At 69.8% G+C, this 22009-nt stretch carries 22 protein-coding genes and 1 pseudogene; 13 read left to right on the plus strand and 10 right to left on the minus strand.

The features are described 5' to 3' along the window. Window positions 1–39 precede the first annotated feature (39 nt). The 3 genes from ACWGIC_RS19965 to ACWGIC_RS19975 all read right to left on the minus strand — a co-directional run bounded on the left by ACWGIC_RS19965 (window position 40) and on the right by ACWGIC_RS19975 (window position 2804). Window positions 40–861, minus strand: coding sequence for an NBR1-Ig-like domain-containing protein (locus ACWGIC_RS19965; protein ID WP_452077427.1), 822 nt, complete (start codon window positions 859–861; stop codon window positions 40–42). A gap of 111 nt (window positions 862–972) precedes the next feature. Further along, window positions 973–1809 (minus strand): alkaline phosphatase family protein, encoded by an 837-nt coding sequence (locus ACWGIC_RS19970; protein WP_452077428.1) that lies wholly within the window; start codon window positions 1807–1809, stop codon window positions 973–975. Window positions 1810–1943: 134 nt separating this feature from the next. Further along, the gene (locus ACWGIC_RS19975; RefSeq protein WP_452077429.1) at window positions 1944–2804 is read right to left on the minus strand and encodes an alpha/beta fold hydrolase; all 861 of its coding nucleotides are present in this window, start codon (window positions 2802–2804) and stop codon (window positions 1944–1946) included. A 70-nt stretch (window positions 2805–2874) separates the two neighbouring features. Between ACWGIC_RS19975 and ACWGIC_RS19980 the strand changes: the two genes are divergently transcribed. Continuing rightward, window positions 2875–5814, plus strand: a complete 2940-nt coding sequence (locus tag ACWGIC_RS19980; RefSeq protein ID WP_452077430.1) for a BTAD domain-containing putative transcriptional regulator — start codon at window positions 2875–2877, stop codon at window positions 5812–5814. Here ACWGIC_RS19980 and ACWGIC_RS19985 read toward each other — a convergent pair. Then, on the minus strand, window positions 5774–6280 hold the full coding sequence (locus tag ACWGIC_RS19985; protein ID WP_452077431.1) for a hypothetical protein: 507 nt from the start codon (window positions 6278–6280) through the stop codon (window positions 5774–5776). The genes ACWGIC_RS19980 and ACWGIC_RS19985 overlap by 41 nt on opposite strands. Before the next feature lie 152 nt (window positions 6281–6432). Here ACWGIC_RS19985 and ACWGIC_RS19990 point away from each other — a divergent pair, with 152 nt between their 5' ends. Further along, window positions 6433–6987 carry a MarR family winged helix-turn-helix transcriptional regulator gene (locus ACWGIC_RS19990; RefSeq protein WP_452077432.1) on the plus strand — a complete coding sequence of 185 codons (555 nt, stop codon included), beginning with the start codon at window positions 6433–6435 and terminating at the stop codon, window positions 6985–6987. Next, the gene (locus ACWGIC_RS19995; RefSeq protein ID WP_452077433.1) at window positions 6984–7355 is read left to right on the plus strand and encodes a hypothetical protein; all 372 of its coding nucleotides are present in this window, start codon (window positions 6984–6986) and stop codon (window positions 7353–7355) included. The genes ACWGIC_RS19990 and ACWGIC_RS19995 overlap by 4 nt, the downstream gene beginning before the upstream one ends. 2 nt (window positions 7356–7357) lie before the next feature. Here the strand turns inward: ACWGIC_RS19995 and ACWGIC_RS20000 are convergent, their stop codons facing one another. Beyond that, complete coding sequence (locus tag ACWGIC_RS20000; RefSeq protein WP_452077434.1) at window positions 7358–8467, minus strand: C40 family peptidase; 1110 nt, start codon at window positions 8465–8467, stop codon at window positions 7358–7360. An 80-nt stretch (window positions 8468–8547) separates the two neighbouring features. Here ACWGIC_RS20000 and ACWGIC_RS20005 point away from each other — a divergent pair, with 80 nt between their 5' ends. From ACWGIC_RS20005 to ACWGIC_RS20030, 6 genes are all read left to right on the plus strand, one after another. Further along, a complete protein-coding gene (locus tag ACWGIC_RS20005) occupies window positions 8548–9357 on the plus strand; it encodes a biotin--[acetyl-CoA-carboxylase] ligase (protein WP_452077435.1) in 810 nt (269 codons plus the stop codon). Between the two features lie 83 nt (window positions 9358–9440). Continuing rightward, window positions 9441–10016 (plus strand): PH domain-containing protein, encoded by a 576-nt coding sequence (locus ACWGIC_RS20010; protein ID WP_452077436.1) that lies wholly within the window; start codon window positions 9441–9443, stop codon window positions 10014–10016. A gap of 1 nt (window position 10017) precedes the next feature. Beyond that, a complete protein-coding gene (locus tag ACWGIC_RS20015) occupies window positions 10018–10947 on the plus strand; it encodes a hydroxymethylglutaryl-CoA lyase (RefSeq protein ID WP_452077437.1) in 930 nt (309 codons plus the stop codon). After that, window positions 10937–11515 (plus strand): GNAT family N-acetyltransferase, encoded by a 579-nt coding sequence (locus ACWGIC_RS20020; protein ID WP_452077438.1) that lies wholly within the window; start codon window positions 10937–10939, stop codon window positions 11513–11515. The genes ACWGIC_RS20015 and ACWGIC_RS20020 overlap by 11 nt, the downstream gene beginning before the upstream one ends. 82 nt (window positions 11516–11597) lie before the next feature. Next, window positions 11598–12413, plus strand: coding sequence for a TNT domain-containing protein (locus ACWGIC_RS20025; protein WP_452077439.1), 816 nt, complete (start codon window positions 11598–11600; stop codon window positions 12411–12413). Further along, window positions 12410–12673: a hypothetical protein gene (locus tag ACWGIC_RS20030; RefSeq protein ID WP_452077440.1), complete on the plus strand. Its 264-nt coding sequence runs from the start codon at window positions 12410–12412 to the stop codon at window positions 12671–12673. Before ACWGIC_RS20025 ends, ACWGIC_RS20030 begins: the two co-directional genes overlap by 4 nt. Here ACWGIC_RS20030 and hisN read toward each other — a convergent pair. Next, entirely contained in the window at window positions 12667–13458 is a 792-nt protein-coding gene (gene hisN / locus ACWGIC_RS20035) for a histidinol-phosphatase (RefSeq protein ID WP_452077441.1), read from the minus strand. The genes ACWGIC_RS20030 and hisN overlap by 7 nt on opposite strands. 42 nt (window positions 13459–13500) lie before the next feature. On the opposite strand from hisN, the gene ACWGIC_RS20040 reads away from it, so the two are divergent. Together ACWGIC_RS20040 and ACWGIC_RS20045 are read left to right on the plus strand one after the other, a co-directional pair. Next, entirely contained in the window at window positions 13501–14202 is a 702-nt protein-coding gene (locus ACWGIC_RS20040) for a response regulator transcription factor (RefSeq protein ID WP_009072764.1), read from the plus strand. A gap of 12 nt (window positions 14203–14214) precedes the next feature. Next, window positions 14215–15498 carry an ATP-binding protein gene (locus tag ACWGIC_RS20045; RefSeq protein WP_182894666.1) on the plus strand — a complete coding sequence of 428 codons (1284 nt, stop codon included), beginning with the start codon at window positions 14215–14217 and terminating at the stop codon, window positions 15496–15498. Between the two features lie 86 nt (window positions 15499–15584). Here ACWGIC_RS20045 and ACWGIC_RS20050 read toward each other — a convergent pair. The 4 genes and pseudogenes from ACWGIC_RS20050 to ACWGIC_RS20065 all read right to left on the minus strand — a co-directional run. Continuing rightward, window positions 15585–16115: pseudogene (locus ACWGIC_RS20050) on the minus strand (HAD family hydrolase); the annotation flags it as partial. Then, complete coding sequence (locus ACWGIC_RS20055; protein WP_452077442.1) at window positions 16112–16636, minus strand: GtrA family protein; 525 nt, start codon at window positions 16634–16636, stop codon at window positions 16112–16114. The gene ACWGIC_RS20055 and the pseudogene ACWGIC_RS20050, both read right to left, overlap by 4 nt. A 37-nt stretch (window positions 16637–16673) precedes the next feature. Then, window positions 16674–17174: a GtrA family protein gene (locus ACWGIC_RS20060; protein WP_452077443.1), complete on the minus strand. Its 501-nt coding sequence runs from the start codon at window positions 17172–17174 to the stop codon at window positions 16674–16676. A gap of 10 nt (window positions 17175–17184) precedes the next feature. Then, on the minus strand, window positions 17185–19461 hold the full coding sequence (locus ACWGIC_RS20065; protein ID WP_452077444.1) for a sigma-70 family RNA polymerase sigma factor: 2277 nt from the start codon (window positions 19459–19461) through the stop codon (window positions 17185–17187). Between the two features lie 256 nt (window positions 19462–19717). Between ACWGIC_RS20065 and ACWGIC_RS20070 the strand changes: the two genes are divergently transcribed. Beyond that, entirely contained in the window at window positions 19718–20569 is an 852-nt protein-coding gene (locus ACWGIC_RS20070) for a GGDEF domain-containing protein (RefSeq protein WP_452077445.1), read from the plus strand. A 53-nt stretch (window positions 20570–20622) separates the two neighbouring features. Next, window positions 20623–21957: a glycosyltransferase 87 family protein gene (locus tag ACWGIC_RS20075; RefSeq protein ID WP_452077446.1), complete on the plus strand. Its 1335-nt coding sequence runs from the start codon at window positions 20623–20625 to the stop codon at window positions 21955–21957. The last annotated feature ends 52 nt before the right edge of the window (window positions 21958–22009 follow it).

Below are 22009 nucleotides of genomic sequence, written 5' to 3' on the forward strand. Positions count from 1 at the left end.
GGTACCCCGGTGACCAGGTCTTACAGAATCTGACACGTGTCAGGAGACGACCGTCACCAGCACGTACACCGGGCGGCGGGTGGTGAAGAACTCCGCGCCGTTCGCGTCGACCATTTTCCAGCCGATCCAGCAGCGCCCCGGCGCGGGCGAGGCGGTCAGCGGGACGCTCACCATCACGTGCTCGCCGGGCGGGGTGTCGCCGATCAGCACCCGGTCCGGGGTACGGCAGGAGCCCGGGCTCGGCGGCAGGTCCATCCGCTGCAGGTACCGCTGATGCCAGATCGCCGAACCGGTGTTCTGCAGTTCCCATACCTTCTGGACGGTCTCGCCGACGTGGATGACGGTGCCGTCCGGCACGGTCACGTCGCCGACGAACTTGGAGTTGTCGCCGGGGACGCGCGCCCCGACGTCGACCAAGCCGCCGCGATTCAGCTTCGGCACCACGATCACGGCGACGGCGGCGAGGAGCACGACGGCGAACGCGACCGCGGCCAGCGTGTACTTGCGGCGGCGCCGGGGCTTTTCCGGGGTGGCCGGATCCGAGGCGATCAGCACCGGTTCCGTCGGCGGGTCCGGTTCTGGTTCCGGTTCGGCGACGGGGGCCTCGGGTTCCGGCGGCACGCCCTTCAGTTCTTCCCAGCGGCGCCGCCACTGCTGTTCGTCCGCCTCGCACGCCCGGACGAACTCGCGAGTGGTGTCCCACGACGGGAACCGGGTGCCGCGGACCGCCTCGTGCAGCGTGGTGTGCGAGATCTGCCCGGAGCGGCCCGCCATCTTGCGGAACGACGGATTCCCGGCCCGCGCGCGCAGCGCGGCGAGTTCCGCGGAGAGCACCTCGGCGGCAGATTGCCCGTCGCCCATTGCTCTCCCTGGTTGTCAGATCCGCTGGTCGGACAAGTCTGACATTCCAGTTCGGCACAGCTGGGCGCACCCCGGTCGCGGCCCCGGCAAGGCGGCCGCGACCGGCGCGCGTCACTGCCAGGCGTCGGTGATCGGCGTCTCGTTCGCCGCGTGGCCGAGCCCGGGAAGACCGTTGGCGGCCTCCATGGTGCGCAGCACGGTGTAGTGGTTGATCGTCTCCGGGTAGTCGCCTTGCTTCACGTGCGCGCCGGTGAACGACGTGTAGATCTGGTTCGCCGAGGTGCCTTCGTCCTCGTCGAACGTCACGATCAGCAGGCTGTTGTGCGTCTTGGCCCACTGCGCGTAGCCGTCGAGGTTGTTCTTCAGCCAGGTGTCGCCGGTCTCGACCGAGCAGTCGTGCATGTCGTTGCACATGTTCGGGGTCACGAACGCGACGCTGGGCAGCTGCGAGTAGTCCGACGGGAACCGGGAGTAGCGCAGGTTGCTCGACGCGGGCACGTTCGAGAAGTCGACCCAGCTGTTGTGCTTGCGCCGGTACTCGCCGGACGAACAGCCGGTGTAGCCGTCCGACGGCATGGACTCCGAGTAGCCGGTGAAGGTCTTCCCCGCCCCGGCGAGCTGCGAACCGAGGTTGCCCACGTTGCCGAGGTTCTGCGGGCAGGTGTCGTCGGTGACGCCATGGGTATCGCCCGAGAACAGCGCGACGTAGTTCGGCTGGCTCGGGTGAGTGAGTGCGTGGGAGTCGGTGAAGTTCGCGCCCTGCGCGGCGAGCGAGGCGAAGTACGGCGCGGTGGTCGAGTCGATCGACGTCGACGACTCGTTCTCGAACATCACGAGCACGATGTGGTCGAAGGTCGGCACGGTCGCCGCGGCTGAGGCGGGCTGGGCGGCGGTCGCCGCTCCGAGAATCGCCGTCGCGACGGCGGCCACGATCCGCTTGCGGAACACAGGTCCTCCAAGGTCGGTCGGGAAACGCGCTCAGGTGGGAGCGGCATAGACCGTGCCATGGCGAAGCTGCCCCGGAGAGTGGTCAGTGGGTGAATAACTGGCGACCACTCGTCCGGGGCACGACTTTCGACGGGTCAGCGCGCGAGCAGGTCCCGCAGCGATTTCGTTACGCCCGCAGGGGAAGTCTCGGCCATGAAATGTCCACTGTGCACGGTTTCGTGCACGAGGTCCGGTGCCCAGGACCGCCAGAGCGCGACCGCGTCGTAGCCCAGCGCGACCCCCCAATCCTGCTGCAGCACCGTGGTCGGCATTTTCAGCTGATTGCCCGCGTCGCGGTCGGCGCGGTCGTGTTCGATGTCGATGCCCGCGGAGGCGCGGTAGTCGGCGACGATCGACGGGACCGCGTTGCGGCTCGCTTCGAGGTACCGGGCGCGGATGTCGGCCGGGATGGCCTCCGGGTCGGCGCCCCACTGGTCGAGGAAGTAGCTGAAGAACGCGTCGGGTGCGCCGCTGATCAGCTGCTCGGGCAGGCCGGGCGGCTGCGCCATGAGGTAGAGGTGGAAGGCGACGGCCGCGTTGACGCCCTGCAGCACGTCCCACATGTCCAGGGTCGGCAGCACGTCGAGGATGGCCAGGTGGGACACGTGGTCCGGGTGGTCGAGGCCGGCGCGGATCGCGACCAGCGCGCCGCGGTCGTGTCCGGCGAGCGCGAACCGCTCGTGCCCGAAGGCGCGGGCGAGTGCGACGACGTCGGCGGCCATGGTCCGCTTCGAGTAGGTCTCGCCGTCGTCGGCGGGCTTGTCGCTGTCGCCGTAGCCGCGCAGGTCCGGGCACAGCACGGTGTGGTCGGCGGCGAGGTCGGCGGCGACGTGCCGCCACATCAGGTGGGTCTGCGGGAAGCCGTGCAGCAGGACGACGGGCGAGCCGGAGCCCGCGACCGCCACGTTGAGGGACACGCCGTCGGCGACGGGCACCTTCTGGTAGTCGAAGTTCATGGGACCCAGCGTGCGCCGGGCCGATCAGCAACCGATCAGCAACGACCGAGCTGATTACAGTACGGAACTGATGACCATCTCGTTCTCGGTGCTGGGCCCGTTGGCGGCCCACGACGCGCGCGGGCCGGTGGCGTTGCCCGGGCCGCGGCATCGTGCGGTGCTCGCGCGCCTGCTCGTCGCCCGCGGGAAGGTGGTTTCGACGGACGCGCTGATCGACGCGTTGTGGGCCGAGCCGCGGGCAGGCGCGGTCGGTGCGCTGCAGACCTTCGTCGGCGCGTTGCGGCGTTCGCTCGAACCGGACCGTCCGCCGCGGACGCCCGCGAAACTGCTGGTCACCGAGGGGCCGGGGTATGCGCTGCGTGCTGAACCGGAGCAGGTCGACGCGTGGCGGTTCGAGGCGTTGCTGCGCGGCACGCCGTCCGTCGCGCAGCTGGACGAGGCGCTCGGCTGGTGGCGGGGCGAACCGTACGCGGAGTTCGCCGACGAGCCGTGGGCGCGCGCCGAACGGTCTCGGCTCGACGAGCTTCGCTTGCTCGCCTTGGAACGGCGCGCGGCTGGTCTGCTGGATCTCGGCCGCGCCGCCGAAGCGGTACCGGACCTGGAGTCCCTTGTGGACGCTCATCCGCTGCGCGAGGAAGCGTGGCGGTTGCTGGCGCTCGCGTTGTACCGCGCTGGACGCCAGGGCGACGCGCTCGCCGCGCTGCGCCGGGCGCGGGCCGGGCTGGCGGCGGAGCTGGGGGTCGATCCTGGTCCAGCGTTGCGGCAGGTGGAGCAGGACATCCTCGCGCAGTCTCCGCAGCTGGCACCGGCTGTGCCCGGTCGGCTGGCCGGGCGGGAGCCGGAGCTGGCGCGGCTCGCCGAGGTCGCGGCGGAAGTCGCTGACCGCAAGCGGTTCCGGCTCGTGCTGGTGTCCGGAGAGGCGGGCGCTGGCAAGACGGCGCTGGTCGAGGAGTTCGCCGCACGGCTGGGCTGGACCACGGCGTGGGGCGTGAACCCGGACGGCGCCGGGGTGCCGCCCGCCTGGCCGTGGACGCGGATTCTGGCCGCGCTGGGCGAACCGGTTCCGCGGCGGGCGACGGGCGGCGATCCGGCGGTGGCGCGGTTCGAATGGCATCAGGCGATGACCGCGCGGATCGCTGAGGTGGCCCGCCGCGGTCCGCTTCTGCTCGTCCTCGACGATCTGCACTGGGCGGGCGAGGAAACCCTGGCCTTGCTGACGTCGATGACCGCGGAATCGGTGCTTCTGGTCGCGACGTACCGGACGACCGAAGTGTCCGCCGAACTGACCGCGGTGCTGGGCAGGCTCGCGCGCGCCGACCCGGTGCGGCTGTATCTGAGCGGGCTTTCGGTCGAGGCGGTGGCGGAACTGGTCGGTGCGGATTCCGCCCCGGTGATTCATCGGCGGTCCGGCGGAAACCCGTTCTTTGTCAAGGAACTCGCCCGTGCACTGGACGCCGAGGGAGGCCTGCCGGACGGAGTGCGTGACGTCGTCCGCAACCGGATCGCCGCGTTGCCCGACCACGTGCGCGCGGTGCTCGGGAAGGCCGCGGTGATCGGTGCGGACGTCGACCTCGGACTGCTCGGCGATGTCCTCGACGAGCTGGAAACCGCTGTGCAGGCTGGGTTTCTGACCGAAAACGGGCCACGGACTTTCCGGTTCGCCCACTCGCTCGTCCGCGACGCCGTATACGACGACCTTTCGCTGGCTCGGCGTGCACAGCTGCACCGTGAGGTCGGCGAGGCGTTGGCAAGCCGCCGGCCGTCCGAGATTACCTTGCTGGCGCACCATTTCCTGCTCGCCGGAGACGACCGCGGCACCGCTTACGCACAGGCGGCGGCAGAGCGCGCTGAGCGGGATTTCGCGCCGCACGAAGCACTTCGGCTCTGGCAAGCCGCGCTGGCGCAAGGCCCGCGCACCGTGGAATTGCTGATGGGCCTCGCGCGGACGTCCGCGTTCACCGGCTCCTTGGCCGCCGCGCGTCGCTATCGCGCCGAAGCCTTGGACCTCGCCGGCGACGATTCCGCTTTGACCATCCGGGTATTGACCGCGTTCGACGTCCCGGGAATCTGGACCGAGAACGACGATCCCGCGCTGGCCCGCCGCATCGCCGATGCCGCCGAACGCGTCCACACCGACGATCCGCTCCTCCGCGCCCGCCTGCTTGCGTCCATCGCGCTGGAATTGCGCAACGAAGGCGGTCAACGCGCACTCGACGCGGCCATCGAGGCGGAGAAACTGGCGCGATCCGCTGGTGATCCGGCGCTGCTGGCGCTGGCGTTGAACGCACGCTGGACACAGACCTTTACCCGCGCGGGCCTGGCTCCGGAACGCGCCCGGATCGGCGAGGAACTGGTCGAACTGGCCGCCCGGCATCGCTTGGTGACCTTCGAGGTGCTCGGGCACATGGTGTTGATGCAGGCCCGGTCAGCGCTCGCGGACTTCGCCGCCGCCGACACGCACGCGGCCGCGGCCGATCGGCTGGGGGAGCAGTACGACCTCCCGCTCGTCAGCGTTTTCACCGACTGGTACCGCGCGCTCCGCTTGGCCGTCACCGGTCCGGTCGCCGCCGCGGAAGCCGCCTACCGCAGTGCCGCTGCACGGTTGTCCGGCAGCGGAATGTCCGGATTGGACCGTGGCCTGCTGCCGCTCGCCCGGCATTGCCTTTACCGGCAACACGGTCTGGAGTCCACAGTAGACTTCACGCTGCCCCCGGACCGGCCGGACCTGATGCTGGAACTGCGCGCGTGCCTCACGGTGTCGACCGGCGACTCGCGTGAGCTGTACGAACGACTCGCCCCGGCGGAGAACGAACTCGCCGGTGCCGGTTCCGGCCTGGTGACGCTGGGTCCGGTGGCCTACTACCTGGGCGAGCTGGCCGTCCGGCTCGGACTGCCGCCCGAGGAGCACTACCGTAAGGCCGTCGAAGTTGCCCGCCGCGCTGGTGCTTCGCATTGGGCCGAAGCGGCGCTCAGTCGACTACGTACCACTTGCCGCCGCGATTCTCCATAACCGCGTCGCCGAGGTCGCTGTCGGTGAATTTGACCGAGGCCTTCACCGCGCGCGCCGGGATCTCGACCTTCTTGGCCCCCTCTTTGATCTTGGAGCGGTCGACCGTGGCGCTCTGCAGCGCCTTCTTCTGCGCGGGGGAGATCATCTGGAACGCCAGTGGCATCGTCTTCTCGCACGGCCCCATGCCCTCGTCCTCCGCCTGTTTGGCGGCCGGACCGGCGATCTCGCACACCGTCGCGAGGTCTTCCCTGCCCGCGGCGTGCATAAAGGCTTCGTACCGCTCGACTGCGTCTCCGCCGGTGCTCTCCGCCGCCGCGGAGGACGACGGCGCGGCGGCGGTCGAGGGCGAGGGCGAAGGGGAGAGCTTCGCGGCCGAGGAAGACGTGGGGGCGGCCGGGGAGGACGCCGGAGCCGCGGTGCCGCCGCTTTCGCCGGAACAGCTGGTGATCAGGAGGGCAGCGCCCACGGCAAAAACGGAGAGGATGCGAGCGGACATGGCGTGCCTTTCCCGTCAGGAAGAATGCTTCGGAGCTTAAGCGACAGTCGGACGCTGCGTGCGGAAACGGGAATTTTGCCGCTTGCGCCGAGCACTCCTCCCAAGTATAGAATGACTTCATTGTGAAGGACGTACATAAATCCTCGGCCACGGACGCGGCGGGTCTGCTCTACGACCCAGGGGTCCGAGAAGCGATGAGCGCGTTCGCGTTGGGTGGTGACACTCTCGCGTTGGAAGCAGCCGCGGCGATCCGCTCCGCCGCGCAAGCAGTCGACCGGCTGCGCGGACACGGTGCGGGCGGACGCGGTCTCAGCACGGGAGCGCTCGATGTCCTCGCCAGGTTGAGCACCGGTCCCGAAACGGGCCTCAGCATCGGCGAACTCGCTCGCGCCGCGGGGGTCAGTTCGCGGAACGTCACCGGCTTGGTCGACACCCTTGCCCGCGATCATCTGGTCGAACGCGTCCAAGACCAGCACGACCGCCGGTCGGTCCGCGCCAGGATCACGGCAGCCGGCCGCGAATGGCTGGCTTCCTTCCTCGAACCAACGCAACGTGCGATGGCCGCCCTGTTCTGCGGCTTCAGCCCAGAAGAACTCGCCCAGTACCGGCACCTGTGCCTTCGCCTGGCGGAAAACCAGCGCCAGATCGAGCAGCATCTTTCCCAGGAGACACCATGACCGCGGAAACCCGGAGCACGGTCCGGGCCTATCACGAAGCCCGGTTCCGGGGCGACATCGCGGCGGCCGCGGCCCAGATCGGCGAGGGTTTTCGCTTTCGCAGCCCGTTCATCGCCTCGGAAAGCGCGACGGGCCACCTCGACGGAATCGACGGAATGCTGTCCATCGTGACCGGCGTCGAGCTGATCAGCGAGCTGTACAGCGACACCGAAGCCACCTTGGTCTACGACGTGCACACCGCCTCGCCAGTGGGTATCCAGCGCACCGCCGAACACTTCCGTCTCACCGACGGGCGCATCACGTCGATCCTGCTGATTTTCGACGCGACCCCGTGGCAGGCGGTGATGGCCGCGGCCGGACCCGCGTGAAGTCAGTCCGCCGGATGCCCCGCCCCGGCGTAGTCGTCCCCGGGCCGGTGGAACGTGTGGATCTGGATCGCCTGCCCCTCAGTGGGCGCGTTGATCATCAGCCCGTTCCCCAGATACAGCCCCACGTGGTGAATCCGCGTCGCCGGGCTGCCGTAGAAGACGAGGTCGCCCAGCTTCGGTTCTTGTCCGCCCGGAACCTGCGGGATCGACCGGAACTGGCTGTCCGCCGTGCGCGGCAAGGAAACCCCGGCACTGTCGTAAGAAGCCTTGGTGAGACCTGAGCAATCGAACCCAGCCGCGCCCGCGTCGGGACCGTTGCCGCCCCACACGTATGGCAGGCCGAGCTGTCCGAGCGCGAACCGCGCGGCGTGCACCGACGGCGCGTTCGACTTCGCCGGATCCAGCGAAAGCGTCGCGTACAGCTGGGCGTAACCGAGCACTCGCTGCCGGAACAGCTCCATGCCGCTGCCGTTCTGGTACCCGGCCACGGCCTTCCACCAGCCATTGCCCGCGGACAGGTCGACGCCGCTCGCGCACAGCGCGCGGCCCGCGGCGACCGACGCTGACGACGGGTCGGACAGCGCCGGGTTCGCGATGCCCGGGATCTGCGCGCCGTACTTCTTCCACTGTTGCGTCGAAAGCCCCATCGGATCGCCTTCGCCGCGGCCGTGGTTGTTTCCGGCGACACCGAGACCGGCCAGCGTGACCCACGACAGGTGACAGTCCGGGCGCTCCTTGCGCATGGTCAGCTCGCCGTTGGCGTACCCGAGCAACGCGGGGGCCGGGATGTCCAGCGGCCCGGCGAGCGAATCCGCCCACTTCTGCAGCGGAGCCGGACCACCGCCTCCGCCGGCCGCGCCCTGCGCCGGTTCCTGCGCTTGCACCGGAGCGCTCGCTTGCAGCACCGACGGACCGCTGACGGTCTGCGCGGGCACCGGAGCGGTGAGCGCGGCCTGCGCCGGAACGGGAGCGGGCTGGTCGCGTCCGGCCACCAGCCAGCCCGCGGTGGCGAGTCCGGCGACCAGCGGCAACGCCACGAGGCCACGGTGCAGGGCACCGCGAGCCCAGGTGGGCTTCGACGGCGCGTCGGCGGTGGGGGTCTCCGGCGTCACGGCGTCCAATCTAGAAGAGCGCACTTCTGCGTAACGAGCGAACGGCTTGCACGTTAGGGGGACTCTCATATTGTGGGCACATGGCTGAACTCGACGCGGCGCGGCTGCGGGACGGACTCGGCGGCCGCTACGCCCGCCTCGACGTCGTGGAGACGACCGGTTCCACCAACGCTGACCTGCGGGAAGCCCTCACCGCGGGCGCGGAGGACCGGACCGTTCTGCTCGCTGAACACCAGACCGCCGGAGTGGGCAGGCGGGCTCGTTCGTGGAGTTCGCCGAAGGGTGCCGGGCTGTATCTGAGCATCGCGCTGCGCCCGGCGGGCGTGCCGTTCTCCGCGCTCGGTTCACTTTCCGTGGTCGCCGGGCTCGCGGTGCACGCGCTCGCCACCGATCTGGGGGTCGACGTCGCCCTCAAATGGCCTAACGACGTGCTCGCCGGTCCCGAACGGGCCAAATGCGCGGGCATCCTCGCCGAGGCGGTCGGCGCCGGCGACGCGGCCGTGGTGCTGGGCATCGGGCTGAACGTCCTGCCGCTGGGCGACGACGTCCCGGCCGGCCCGGGCGGCCTGCCCGCGACCTCGCTCGCCGAGCAGGGCGCGACGACCACCGACCGCACCGAGGTCGCGCTCGGCCTGCTGACCAGGTTCGACGATCTCGAACGCCGCTGGCGCACCGCGGGCGGCGACCTCACCGAGGCCGGATTGCTCGGCGACTACCGCGCCCGGTGCGCGACCCTCGGCCAGGACGTCCAGGTGCAGCTGCCGGACGGGTCGACGCTCACCGGCCGCGCCGCCGACCTGGACGCGGCCGGGCAGCTGCAGGTCGATGTCCCCGACGGGCGGCGGCTGACTGTTTTCGCCGGTGATGTGGTGCACGTCCGCCCTGCTTGACCGGAACGGGCGCGCCCGCGCGGGGCCCGCGCCGGTACGGTGGATCCACCACATCGGCACACATTCGCAGGGGAGCGCCCGCCGTGGCCTATCCGGACGATTTGCTCAGCCAGAACGAACGCGTGGTGGTGCACAGCCACCCGCATTTCAAGATGCTGATCTTCCCGTTCCTGGCGTTCGTGATCACCGTCGGCGCGGCGGTGTGGCTGCTCGTGGTCGCCAAGGACTTCGCCGGGCCGTGGAACAACATCACCATGATCGCGGTCGCCGCGATCGCGCTGATCTTCGTGGTGTGGCTCTTCCTCGCGCCGCTGGTCCGCTGGCGTACGACGCACTTCATCGTGACCACCGACCGGCTGATCGCGCGCGAGGGCGTGCTCAAGCGCACCGGCATCGACATCCCGCTGTCGCGGATCAACAGCGTGCAGTTCGAGCACGGACTGCTCGACCGGATCTTCGGCTGCGGCACGCTCATCATCGAGTCGGCCTCGGACGAGCCGCTGCGCTTCGATGACATTCCCCACGTCGAGCACGTGCACACGGTCATTTACCGCGAAGTCAACGACAATCCCTACGACGACTACCACGGCGCGCCCGGTCCGCAGGACACCGAACCTCTGCCCCCGCGCGGCCGGGAACCGCGCGGAAGGAGACGCTGACGTGGGTGCTCGAGAGGTCGGCCTGCCGGAACGGGTCACCGCGGGCGGGTTGCCGCCGCGGGTCGAGATCTGGGAGGTCGGGGCGCGGGACGGGCTGCAGAACGAAAGCTCGGTCGTGCCGGTCGAGGTCAAGCTCGAATTCCTGGACCGGCTCGCCGGCGCGGGGCTGACCACGCTCGAAGCGACCAGCTTCGTGCACCCGAAGTGGGTGCCGCAGCTCGCCGACGCCGAACAGTTGCTCTCCGGGCTCGACCGCCGCGACGGCGTCCGCTACCCGGTGCTGGTGCCGAACGACCGCGGCCTCGACCGCGCGCTCGACGCGGGCGTCGACCACATCGCGATCTTCGCCAGCGCCACCGAGACCTTCGCCCAGCGCAACCTGAACTCGACCTTCGACGACCAGTTCGGCATGTTCGAACCGGTGGTCACGCGGGCCCGCAAGGAGGGCCTCGAGGTCCGCGGCTATCTGTCGATGTGCTTCGGCGACCCGTGGGAGGGCGTGGTCGACGTGGAGCAGGTCGTGCGGGCGGGCAAGCGGCTGCTCGACTTCGGCTGCTCGCAGCTTTCCCTCGGCGACACCATCGGCGTCGCCACCACGAACCAGGTCACCCGGTTGATCGAGGCGTTCGGGGACACGTCGGCACTGGCCGTGCACTTCCACGACACCTACGGCCAGGCGCTGGCCAACACCGAGGCCGCACTGCGCGCCGGGGTGTCCACTGTGGATTCGTCGGCAGGCGGCCTCGGCGGCTGCCCGTACGCCGAGTCGGCGACCGGCAACCTCGCGACCGAGGATCTGGTCTGGCTGCTGGAAGGGCTCGGCGTGGAGCACGGCGTCGACCTCGGGAAGCTGGTGGAGACCAGCGTGTGGATGGCCGGGCAGCTGGGCCGTCCGTCGCCGTCGCGGGTGGTGAACGCGCTTGCCGGATAGCGCTCCCGAGTTCGTCCCGCTCGACGCGGAGACCTGGCCGCTGTTCGAGCAGCTCTTCGGACCGGGCGGCGTGCAGGGCGGCTGCTGGTGCACGTTCTTCCGGCTCGGCAACCAGGACTACAAGGCCGCCGGTCGGGACGGCCGCAAGGAGCACGTCCGCACCGAGGCCAAGGACGGGAAACCGTTGGGGCTCTTGGGCATTGTTGACGGCGAACCGCTGGGCTGGGTGGCCGTGTCGCCGCGGAAGGACAATCCGCGGCTGGCCTCCTCGCGCGTGATGGCGTCGGACGAACCGGGCGAGGTCTGGTCGGTCACCTGCTTCTACATCCACCGGCGCGGTCGTCGGCGCGGGCTGGCGACGGCGTTGCTGCGGGCTGCCGTGGACTACGCCGCCGAACAGGGAGCGGAAAGCGTCGAGGGCTATCCGGTGGAGGTCGGACCTAAGTCGACCTCCTCGGACCTCTACCACGGCACGACCGGCATGTTCGCCGAAGCGGGATTCGAGGTCGTCGAGAAGCGCGGCCTGGCCCGCGCGTTGGTGAGGCGGCGCATCGCAGTCGCCCGATAAGGTGGGTTTCCCGCTCGCCCGGAACCTTCCGGGTCGAGTGGGCGTCCGACCCGGTGCCGGCACGACCGAGAAGAGGGTGCCAGTGTCCGACCATCCCGAACCGGCAGACACCGAAGTCGCCACCGGCCCGGTGCGCGTGCCCGTCCAGTACGGCGGGCTGCTCGAGCGCGGCTTCGACGACGTGCCCACCCCGCCCGCGGGCACCGGAGTGCTGCCCGCGCAAAGCCGTCCGCCGGTCGGTTCTCCGCGCACCGACCGGGAAAGCGTGCTGGCGTTGTTCGCGGTCCACATGTTCCCGCTCGGTCATTTGCCGGTGGCCGCGGACCGTCCGGACCGGCAGTTGCCGCTCCCCGCAGCCGGGGTCGCGGTCGCCGAGGGAGCGCGGCGTCCGTTGTTCGACCATCCGGAATCGGCGTTGCTCGACGACACCGCGGTGCTCGGGTACGTGAAGCAAGGGTTTCGGCGTTCGCCCGCGCCGCCGGTGGATCCGGAGCCACCCGAAGCGGTCGTCGAAGGCTATGTGCCGCCAGAGGGTCCGGAATGGGAACGGCGGTTCGTCGTCGGTGCTGAGTACGTGTGGCCACCGGCGGAGGGTTGCGTCGAAGAGCCGAATCCGGTGGTACTGCCGGAAAATACGCTGCTGGACCGCTTCGGCAGCGACCACGGCCGCGTTTTCGCGCCCGACGGCACGCCGTTCGCGGAACGCGCTTTGCCGCCCGCCGCGCTGCGTTCGGGCTACCGCCGCTACCGCGTGGCGAAGCCGATGCCGATGTGGCAGGCGACGTCGGCGGAGTGGTTCGACGGACCGGGCGGCGGAATCCGCTACCGTGCTCTGTTGTCCGCGGACGAACTGGTCACGCTGGGATTCCTGGTCGACGTCACGCGGGAGGCACGATGAACACCCAGTCGATCCGGAAGTGGCTGGGCATCATCGGAGTGCCCGAGGAAGTCGTGTCGATCGGCCGCGAAGCGGACAACACGTGGTGCCTGCTGCCGACCTCCGACGGCGGCTGGGAAGTGTTCTGGCGCGAGCAGGGCAACCGCTACGACTGGGCCGCGTTCACCTCCGAACAGGTCGCCTGCCACTACCTCTTCGGCAGGCTGACCTGGTCACAGGTGGCGCGAGGCGCGGTCGGCGTGCTGCCCGGCGCTCACTGACGGCGCAGAACAGCCAGCGCTTCGTCGTGCAGGAGCCCGTTCGTGGACAGCGCTGAACCGCCCTCGTAGGTCTCCGCGCCGGAAAGATCGGTGAACTGGCCGCCCGCCTCGGTGACGATCACCTGTGCGGCGGCGACGTCCCACGGGTTCACGATGCACTCGGCCGCGACGTCCATCGCGCCTTCGGCGACGAGGCAGTGGCTCCAGAAATCGCCGAACGCGCGCGACTCCCAGCACGCCTCGGTGAGCGCGAGGTACTTCTCGCGGGAGTGGTACTCGGTCCAGCTGTTCAAGTCCGTCGTGGACAGATAGGCGTCGCCGAGCGCCGCCACCTTCGACACCGACATACGCCGTTCGCCCGCCGCGTCGCGCAGGTGCGCGCCTTCGCCGCGAGCAGCCCACCAGCGTCGGCCCAGCAACGGCGCGCTGATCATGCCGACCACCGGCGTGCCGTCCTCGACGAGCGCGATCAGCGTCGCCCACACCGGGACGCCGCGCAGGAAGTTCTTGGTCCCGTCGATCGGATCGATCACCCACGCCCGGCCCTCGCTGCCCGCGGTGCCGCCGCGTTCCTCGCCGGCGACGGTGTCGTCCGGCCGTTCGGCGGCGAGGATTTCGCGGATCGCGTCCTCGACGGCGGTGTCGGCGTCGGTCACCGGCGTGCGGTCCGGTTTCGCGGACACCGCGAGGTCGAGCGCACGGAAGCGGGCAGTGGTCAGCGCGTCGGCGGCGTCCGCCAGCCGGGTGGCGAGAGCGAGGTCATCCGAGTAGGCAGGCACGGTCACGATGGTTTCACGCCCGTTCGCCGTAAGGTTGGCCAGGTGAGCATGGTCCTACTTGCCGAAGACGATCCGGCCATCGCCGAGCCGCTGTCCCGCGCGCTGCACCGGGAGGGGTACGAGATCGAGGTCGTCACCGACGGCCCGGCGGTACTGGCCGCGACCGCCGCGCACCGGGTCGACCTGCTCGTGCTCGACCTCGGACTGCCCGGGATGGACGGGCTGGAGGTGTGCCGCAGACTGCGCGCGAGCGGCACCGAACTGCCGGTGCTGATGCTCACCGCGCGCACCGACGAGGTCGATTTCGTCGTCGGCCTCGACGCCGGCGCGGACGATTACGTGGCCAAGCCGTTCCGGCTCGCCGAACTGCTCGCACGGATCCGCGCACTGCTGCGCCGCCGGGTGCCGGAAGTGCTGGAAGCCGGCGGCGTCCGGATGGACCTCGGCGCGCGACTGGTCACTGTGGACTCACACGAGGTGCAGCTGGCGAACAAGGAGTTCGAGCTGCTGCGCGTGCTGATGAGCCGCGCCGGGCAGGTCGTCAGCCGCGACGAGATCCTCGCCGAGGTGTGGAACGACCTGGAGTCCAAGACTTCGAAGACGCTCGACATGCACATGTCCTGGCTGCGCCGCAAACTCGCGGTCGCCGCCGACGAGGCGGCGGGCAGGCAGGCGAAACCGGCGCACTCCGACGCCGAACGGCGCATCGCGACCGTGCGCGGCGTCGGGTTCCGGTTCAATGTCGAGTAGCCGCCGATGAGCATGCGCCGCCGGATCCTGCTGGCGATCCTCCTCGCCGTGCTGGTGACCGCGGCCGTGCTGGGCATCCCGCTCGGCGTCACCGCGTGGCGGCTGGTGGAGAACCTCAACCGGGAAAGCCTGGCCGAACGGGCCCGCAACATCGCCGCGACGGTCGACACCCAGGTCGCGAACGGCCAGGAAATCGACCTGGAGCAATTCCGGGTCGGCGTTCCCGAAGGCGGCATGCTGATCGTGCGCGCCGAGGGTTTCAGCGAAAAACACCTCGGCGCGAATCCCGGCCCCGACCCAGTGGTCGAATCGGTACCGACCGCGCGAAGCGGCACGGTGATGCTGGCGATCCCGAGCGGTCCGGTGCGCACGAAGCAGACACAGGTGACGCTGCTGGTCGTGCTGCTGGTGGTGCTGTCGGTCGGCACCGGCACGGTGGTGGCGACAGTCACCGCGCGCCGTCTGGCGAAACCGCTCCGGCACGTCGCGGACCGCGCCTCCCGCCTGGGCGGCGGCGATTTCCGTCCGGACCCGAGCCGCTACCGCGTGGCCGAACTGGACATGGTCGCCGAGGCACTGGACACGTCGGGGTCCGCCTTGGCGCAGCTCGTGCAGCGGGAACGGCAGCTGGTCGGGGACGTCTCGCACCAGCTGCGGAGCCGGTTGACCGCACTGCAGCTCCGGTTGGAGCCACTGACCGGGCACGAAGACCCGGACGTCGTCGAGGAGTCCCGGGCCGCGCAGGAACAGGCGGACCGCCTAGCCCAGGCCCTGGACGAGCTGCTGGCCGCCGCCCGCGCCGCGCGCGAGGTAGATGCCGAACCGGTTGATCTTCCGGTGACGCTGCCCGCCGTCGCGGAGGAATGGCGTCAGCTGCTGCGCGTCGAGGGACGGAACCTGCGCCTGAAGGTCGCGGACGGCTTGATGGTGCGCGTGACTCCGGCGCGGCTGCGCGAGGTGATCGGAGTGCTGCTGGACAACGCTCTCCGCCACGGAGCGGGGACGGTCACGCTCTCCGCCCGCCGCGGTGACGCGGAGGGGACTGTGGTGATCGAGGTCGCGGATACCGGATCCGGGGTGCCGGATGAAATCGCGCCGCACATTTTCGAACGCGGTTTTTCTGGCGGGGGTTCGACCGGGGTGGGATTGGCATTGGCCCGCGCTCTTGTCGAGGCGGACGGCGGGCGGCTGGAGCTGTCGAATAAGCGTCCGGCGATTTTCAGTTTGTTTCTGAAGGTGCCGCGTCCGGACGAGGTGGGGGAATTGCGGTGGCCCGCGGAGCCGGTTCCTCGCTGAGGATGGCTTGTTGCAGATCGGTGGCGACGCGGTGGGGTGGTCGCCGATCTGGCGGCCAGGTGCGGTGGTGACTGAGTGCGTATTCCGGCGTTATGCCCGCCCGCGACGTCGAGGTCAGGGCTGTCACCGATGAGCCAATTGCCGGGTGACAGCTGCGTTCCGCAGTTTTGCGCGGCGAGGTGGAAGATGCGCGGATCGGGTTTGCGCAGGCCGACGGCGGAGGAAATGCAGTAGCCGTCGACTGCTTCGGCGAGACCGGTGCGTTGGAGTTTCGCTAGCTGGTTGTCCTGCATCCCGTTGGTGACAATGCCGATTCGCCATCCGGCGGCACGCAGGGTGCCGAGATGCTCAAGCGTGTGCGGGAAGAGTCGCACCAGCTGCGGGATCCTCGCGCGGTAACTCGCCCACAACCGGTCAGCCGGTTCGGCCAGATCGAACCGCTTCCGGGCTTTGGCGAAGAACCGGTCCAGCGGGCCCTCGCGCCGCGCGGCGACCAGCCAGGCCACCGCGTCGCCGGGCAGCCGGTGCACCTCGGCGAATTCCGCCGCCCAACGCGAAAACGCACCGCTCAGATCAGTCAGCGTGTTATCGAGATCGAACAACGCCAACCGGGTCACTGCGGAAGCCGGGTAACCCCGTCCTTCCGCCGTTCCCCCAGCTCATCCGGGAAGACCCACCTCTTGAACCCCCAGAACCGGAACACCATCGCCAGCAGCATGCCGATGATCGAACCGCTCGCGAAGTCCGCGACCTCCTGCACGAACCGCGACACGTGCGGCACTTCCAGGTGCAGCCAGTAGCGCGAGATGAGCAGCGGAATGAGGTTCACCACCACCGCGACTCCGCTGATCAGGAAGAACAGCGTCGCTTCGTGGGCGCGTTCGCGGCCGCCGCGGGTGCGGAACGACCATTCGCGGTTGAGGACGTACGACACGATCGTCGCGACAATGATCGCGATCGCCTTCGCCGTGGTCGGTTTCGACTCCAGCACGCTGAGCTTCAGCAGGTACCAGACGCCGTTGTCGACCAGGAAGGTCGTGCCGCCCACGATCGCGAACTTCAGCAGCTCCCGGTGCTTAACGAGCACGGAGCGCAACGGCTCGGGGGTGCGGGCAAGCACGGTTTCGACGACGGTCACGTATCGCAGTCTAGAGAATTCGAGGTCACGGCAGGTGTCAGGCGGCCTTACGGTCCGGAATATCCGGATTGTCATTCCGTACCGGTTGCGGCCGGGCGCCCTCCGTGGGGAACACCCATTTCTTGAAGGCCCACCAACGGAACAGCGTCCCGAGCAGGGTGCCGAGGAGCATCCCGCTCACGAAGTCGGCCGTCTCCTGGCCGACCAGGCTCACGTGCGGCACCTGCAACTGCAGGACGTACCGCGAAACCCACTGCGGCAGCGCGTTCAGCCCGAGCGCGACCCCGCTGATCAGGAAAAACAGCGCGGCTTCGTGGGCTCGTTCCCGGCCGCCGCGAGTGCGGAACGCCCACTCGCGGTTCGCGACGTAGGAGAAGATCGTGGCGATCAGCACACCGACGATCAGCGCGGTGACCGGATGGGTCCGCAGCACGGTGAACTTCAGCGCGTAGGTGATCGTGAGCGTGATGACGAAGCTCGTGCCGCCGACCAGGGCGAACCGAACCAGCTCACGGTGCTTCGCCAGAAGTTCGCGCACCTGGCGGACGCTACTCCGTGAACCAGCCGAAGAAGCCCCGGGGTTCGACCGACGGCGGACGCTTGTCCTGGTTACCGGGTTTGCCGGGCTTGCTGCTCGAACCGGGGTTCGGCGGCGCGCTCGTGGTCGTGGCCGGACTGCTGGACGTCGGATCCGGAGTGTCGTCGTCGGTCGGCGGCGTGGTCGGCGGCGTGGAGCTGGGCTTCGGGTGCTTCGACGAACTCGGCTCGTGGCTCTTCGAGGTCGAGGGCTTCGACGGCAGTGGCACCGACGTGGACGACAGCGGTCCGATCGTCGGGTCGTGGCACATGTCCCACCAGCAGTCGAGCGGCACCGAAACCGGTTTTGCTGAGGCGCTGCCGAGCGAGGCGTTGACGGTGACGCTGAACGGGCCGTCAAACGGCTCGCGGCTCACGCCTACCCACAGCTCCGCCGTCTCGCCGGGAGCCAGTGGGTTGACGCTAGTGCAGCTCAGGCTCGCGTCGCCGGACGTGCATTTGAATCGTTTGACGCTGAACGGGCCGGTAGCCCTGTGGTCGAAGGTGATCGTGACGGGTTTCGTGCTCTGTCCGGTGTTCTGCACGTTGGCCTTGACGACCGGATGGAACCAAGGGCCGAGCTTTTCGGCCGACAGCGACAGGGCGTCCTTCGGGGCCTGGACCTTCACCCGAACGCTGATGGCGACATTCACCGAAGCACCCGCGGTGACCGAACCGGTCACTGTGCTGCCCGTCGCGTTCTCGTCCGCCTGCAGCCGGAACATCAGCACAGCCGACTGGCCAGGCTGCAAACCACTGCCGGTCTTGCAGGTGACCGTGCCCGTGCCGCCCGGGCACGCGACCTTCGTCGGCCCGGACTGCGTGGCCGCTTCGGTGGAGTACGCACCGGCAGCGCCGCCGCCGTTCGCCTGGACGGCCCGCACGCCAGGCGGCAGGTTCAGCGTCGCCTGGACCGGATCGGACACTGTGCCGCCGTTGTTGCGCACGGTGATCGGCAGCGCGACTGGTCCGCCGCCCGGCTGGAGTTCGACCCCGCCCGCCGGCATGTTCGCGGACAGCTGCGGCGGCGCGGAAGGCGGATTCTGAGCTGGCGGCTGCGCCGGCGGGGCGGCCGGGGGAGCCGCGGGCGGCGGCACAGCCGGAGGCGCGGGCTGGGCAGGCGGCGGGGCCGGGGGAGCCGGTGGCGCGGCTGGAGGGGCAGCCGGAGGGGCTGGGGGAACGGGCTTCGGCGCGGGTGCGGGCGCGGGCCCGGCGGCTGGCGGCGCGGGGGCCTGCTGAGCGGTCGGGATGGTCTGCGTTCCGCCGCCCGCGGCCAGCGCGACCGCGACGGCGGCCACCATCGCGGCCCCGGACATGGCGACCCCGGCGAACTGGCGCGGCGCGGACGCGGCTGCCGCCGCACCCGCCTTGGCTCCGCCTGCCGCCGCGGCCCCAGCACCGACTGCGGCGGCGCCTGCGGTGGCCGCACTCGCCTTGGCCGCGCCGATCGTGGCCAGGTAGCCGAGAGCAGCGCCGCCGAGGACGATCGGGGCGATGATCGCGCGCAGGCTGCCGTTGACGTCGGCCAATTCGGCCGCCAGCACGCGGCACTTGTCGCATTCGTCGAGGTGGGTTTCCACCTGAGAGCGTTCGCGTTTGGACAGTCCGTCGCGCGTCCAGGCCCCGAGCCGGTCGGTCGTCGCGCGGCAGCGGTCCGCGTCGTTTTCCTGCAGGTGGACTTGCAAATACGCCTGACGCAGCCCTTCCCGGGCGCGGTAGGCGAGCGCGGACACGCCGTTCGCGGTCAGCCCGAGCAGCGGCGCGACTTCGGCCGGGCTCTGCTGCTCGATTTCGGTGTGCCACAACACTGCCTGCCAGCGTTCCGGCAGCCGTGCGAACGCTTTCGCGGCCATCGTGCGCTCGAGGCCCGCGACGGCGGTGTCGGAGAACGGCACGGTGAGCGCTTCGCCAGCGGCCCCGCCGACGTCGGTCATGTCCTCGTTGAGATCGATCCGGCGGTCACGGCGCGTCTTGTCATACGCGGTGTGCCGCAGCGCGGTAAGCAGGTACGCGCGGAAGGCGCTGTCCGGGCCCTTTCCGCCACGCAGCGTGTCCAGCACCTTCGAGAACGCCTCCGACACGAGGTCGTCGGCCTCCGAACTGGACCGCGCGAGCTGGCGGGCGAGGTTGTGCGCGGCACCGCTGTGCCGCTCGTAGAGCGGACCGTAGGACGCGATCTTTCCCGCGCGCACCTCTGCGATCAGCTCGGCGTCACTCTTACCGGAGAGATCGGCGGGAACGGTGGACACGGGGCTCCTTCAAGGCTGCGCGCGCGGCGGACTCCACGCGCCTTTCTCCCTACAACGCACACCAAGTGTGACGGATGCGGCGACACTCGTCACGCCGTGGTCTGGCACATGCCTCGGTAGGCGCAGCAAGTTCACCTCTCCGTCTGGGGATTAGCTGAAAAAGATCGGGGAAAACGCGTCACGAGAGGAGTTCGGCAGCGTCCCCTCCGTGATTGGGGACAAGATCGACAGGGAACCGGAAGGAGCTGGGGGTTCGGTGGACGTACCGGCGACCGGGGCGCGGTTCGGCTCCGCAGGCGACTCGTCGGGGGACGAGACGCGTGCGAGGTTCGAGCGGGACCGCCATTTGCGGGCTTTGCGGGCTCGCTGGCGAACAGCCAGCCTCGCGGCCGGCTGGCGTTTCCCGAGCGATTGGGCACTGCCCGAGGTCGACGCGGTGTGCGCGGCAGTCGTGCGGCACGGCTCGACCGGCGCGGAGAACGCGCTGGCCGGATTGGGCCGGGCGCGGGCCGCAGCGGGAGCGGGGCTGTCGGAAACACTGTCCGACCTGGCCGCACTGCACGCGGTGCTCGCCGACCCGGACGCGGTCGACGGATTCGTCGCGCCGGATGTCGACGCCACCCCGGCCCGGCTGCTCCGCGTGACCGCGCTGGCCTGGGCAGACGTCGCCACCGACCAGCTCGTGCACACCGAGGTCACCGACCCGCTCACCGGCCTGCCGTCCGCGGCGTACCTGCGGACCCGGCTCGGCGAGATCTACCGCGGCGGGGTCAGCGAAGCGAACGTGCTGCTCACGGTGTCGCTGGACTTGACGGCAGTGTCCGGCTGGCCTCGGTTGACCGCGATGATCCTCGCCGCGGATGCCGTCCGGGCAGTGTTCGACACCGGCGAGTGCTACGCGACGATCGGCCCGTCCGCGGTCGCGGTGCTGGCCGAACGCAACGAACGCTTGGCCACGCGCGGAGTCGCGTTGCGCAGGGCGCTCAACGAGCGGCTATCGGTAGATCCGCAGCTGCGCGACGTCGCCCGCCCGCTCGTTTCGGCCGTGCGGTTGCCCGGGACACACGATCGGGCGTGCGAACTGCTGACGGAATTGGCGCACAGCTGAGCCCCGGTCACCCTTCCTGACCAGCATTCCCGAAGTCGTGCTTTCCTGGTGTGGTGACCAGGACCGTACCCTCCGCTGCCGACGGCGAAGCTCCGGTGAATCGATCCGGGCAGCCCCGGCTGGCTCTGCGCCGATCTCTGGCACGGCTGTCCGTGCGCCCGCGGTCGATGCTGATCTTCGCCGTGTTCCCGCTGCTGGCGATCGCCATGGGGTTCTGGGGCTGGACGCACGACTGGAACCTCGGCGTGGACAGCGCGGTCTACCGGGCAGGCGCGCTGCAACTGCTGCACGGGGACAACCTCTACGACGCGAACACGCTGCCCACCGAACCGGGCTGGGCGCTGCTGCCGTTCACCTACCCGCCGACCGCGGCGCTGCTGTTCGCGCCGCTCGCACTGGTGCCGGTGCAGGTGGCCTGGGGTTTCCTCACGGTGGTGTCGCTCGGCGCGCTCGCGCTGTCGGTACGGATCGCGATCGGCGCGCTGCCCCGCCCCACCGCCGACAGCCCCCGCTGGTGGGCCTCGCCCGCCCGGTCGACCATCGTGTTCTTCCTGGTCTTCCTCGGTTTTGAGCCGGTGTGGCGGACGATCTTCCTCGGTCAGATCAACCTGATCCTGATGGCGATGGTCCTGCTGGACCTGCTGGTCATTTGCGCGCGCGGCAGCCGCTGGGGCGGCGTGCTGGTGGGCCTCGCCGCGGCGATCAAACTGACCCCCATCGTGTTCATCGGCCACCTGCTGGTCACCGGCCGCTGGAAAGACGCTCTGCGCGGACTCGGCACCTTCGTCGGAATGCAGTTGCTGCTGTTCCTGGTCAATCCGCACGATTCGTGGAAATACTGGACCAAAACACTGCCCGACACCGGCCGGATCGGCCCGGTGCACTGGGCGGGTAACCAGTCCCTGAACGCCCTGATGAACCGCGCCACGGACCTTGCCCCCTGGGCCTCCACCGCGGCTACTGTCATCGGCCTGGTGCTCGCCATTCCGGCGCTGTGGCTGATGCTCCGCTTCCACCGGCGCGGACAGGCGCTGGCCGCGCTGCTCGTCACGGCGTTCTGGATCCTGCTGATCTCGCCGGTTTCCTGGTCGCACCACTGGGTCTGGGTCGCGCCGCTGGTCGTGCTGCTGGTGTCCAGGCTGCCGAAAACCACTCCCGCGACCGCGTGGAAACGGTGGCTGGGGACGTTCCTGGTCGCGTTCGTATTCGTCAGTTGCGTGCTGCTGATCTTGCCGAACGGCCGGAATGTCGAGCTGCATTGGAAGGTGTGGCAGAACATTCTCGGCGACGCTTACATCCTGACGCCGGTCGTACTGGCCGTCGCACTAGCGCTGCGGTGGGGCTTGCAGCGGCGGGCCCGGAACCGGGCGCAGCAGGAGGGTTCGTAGCTTCTCTGCTGGTCAGCGGCTCTTTTGCGGTTTTTGTCGGTGGTGGCGGTTA

Source organism: Amycolatopsis sp. NPDC054798 (genome assembly GCF_053611505.1).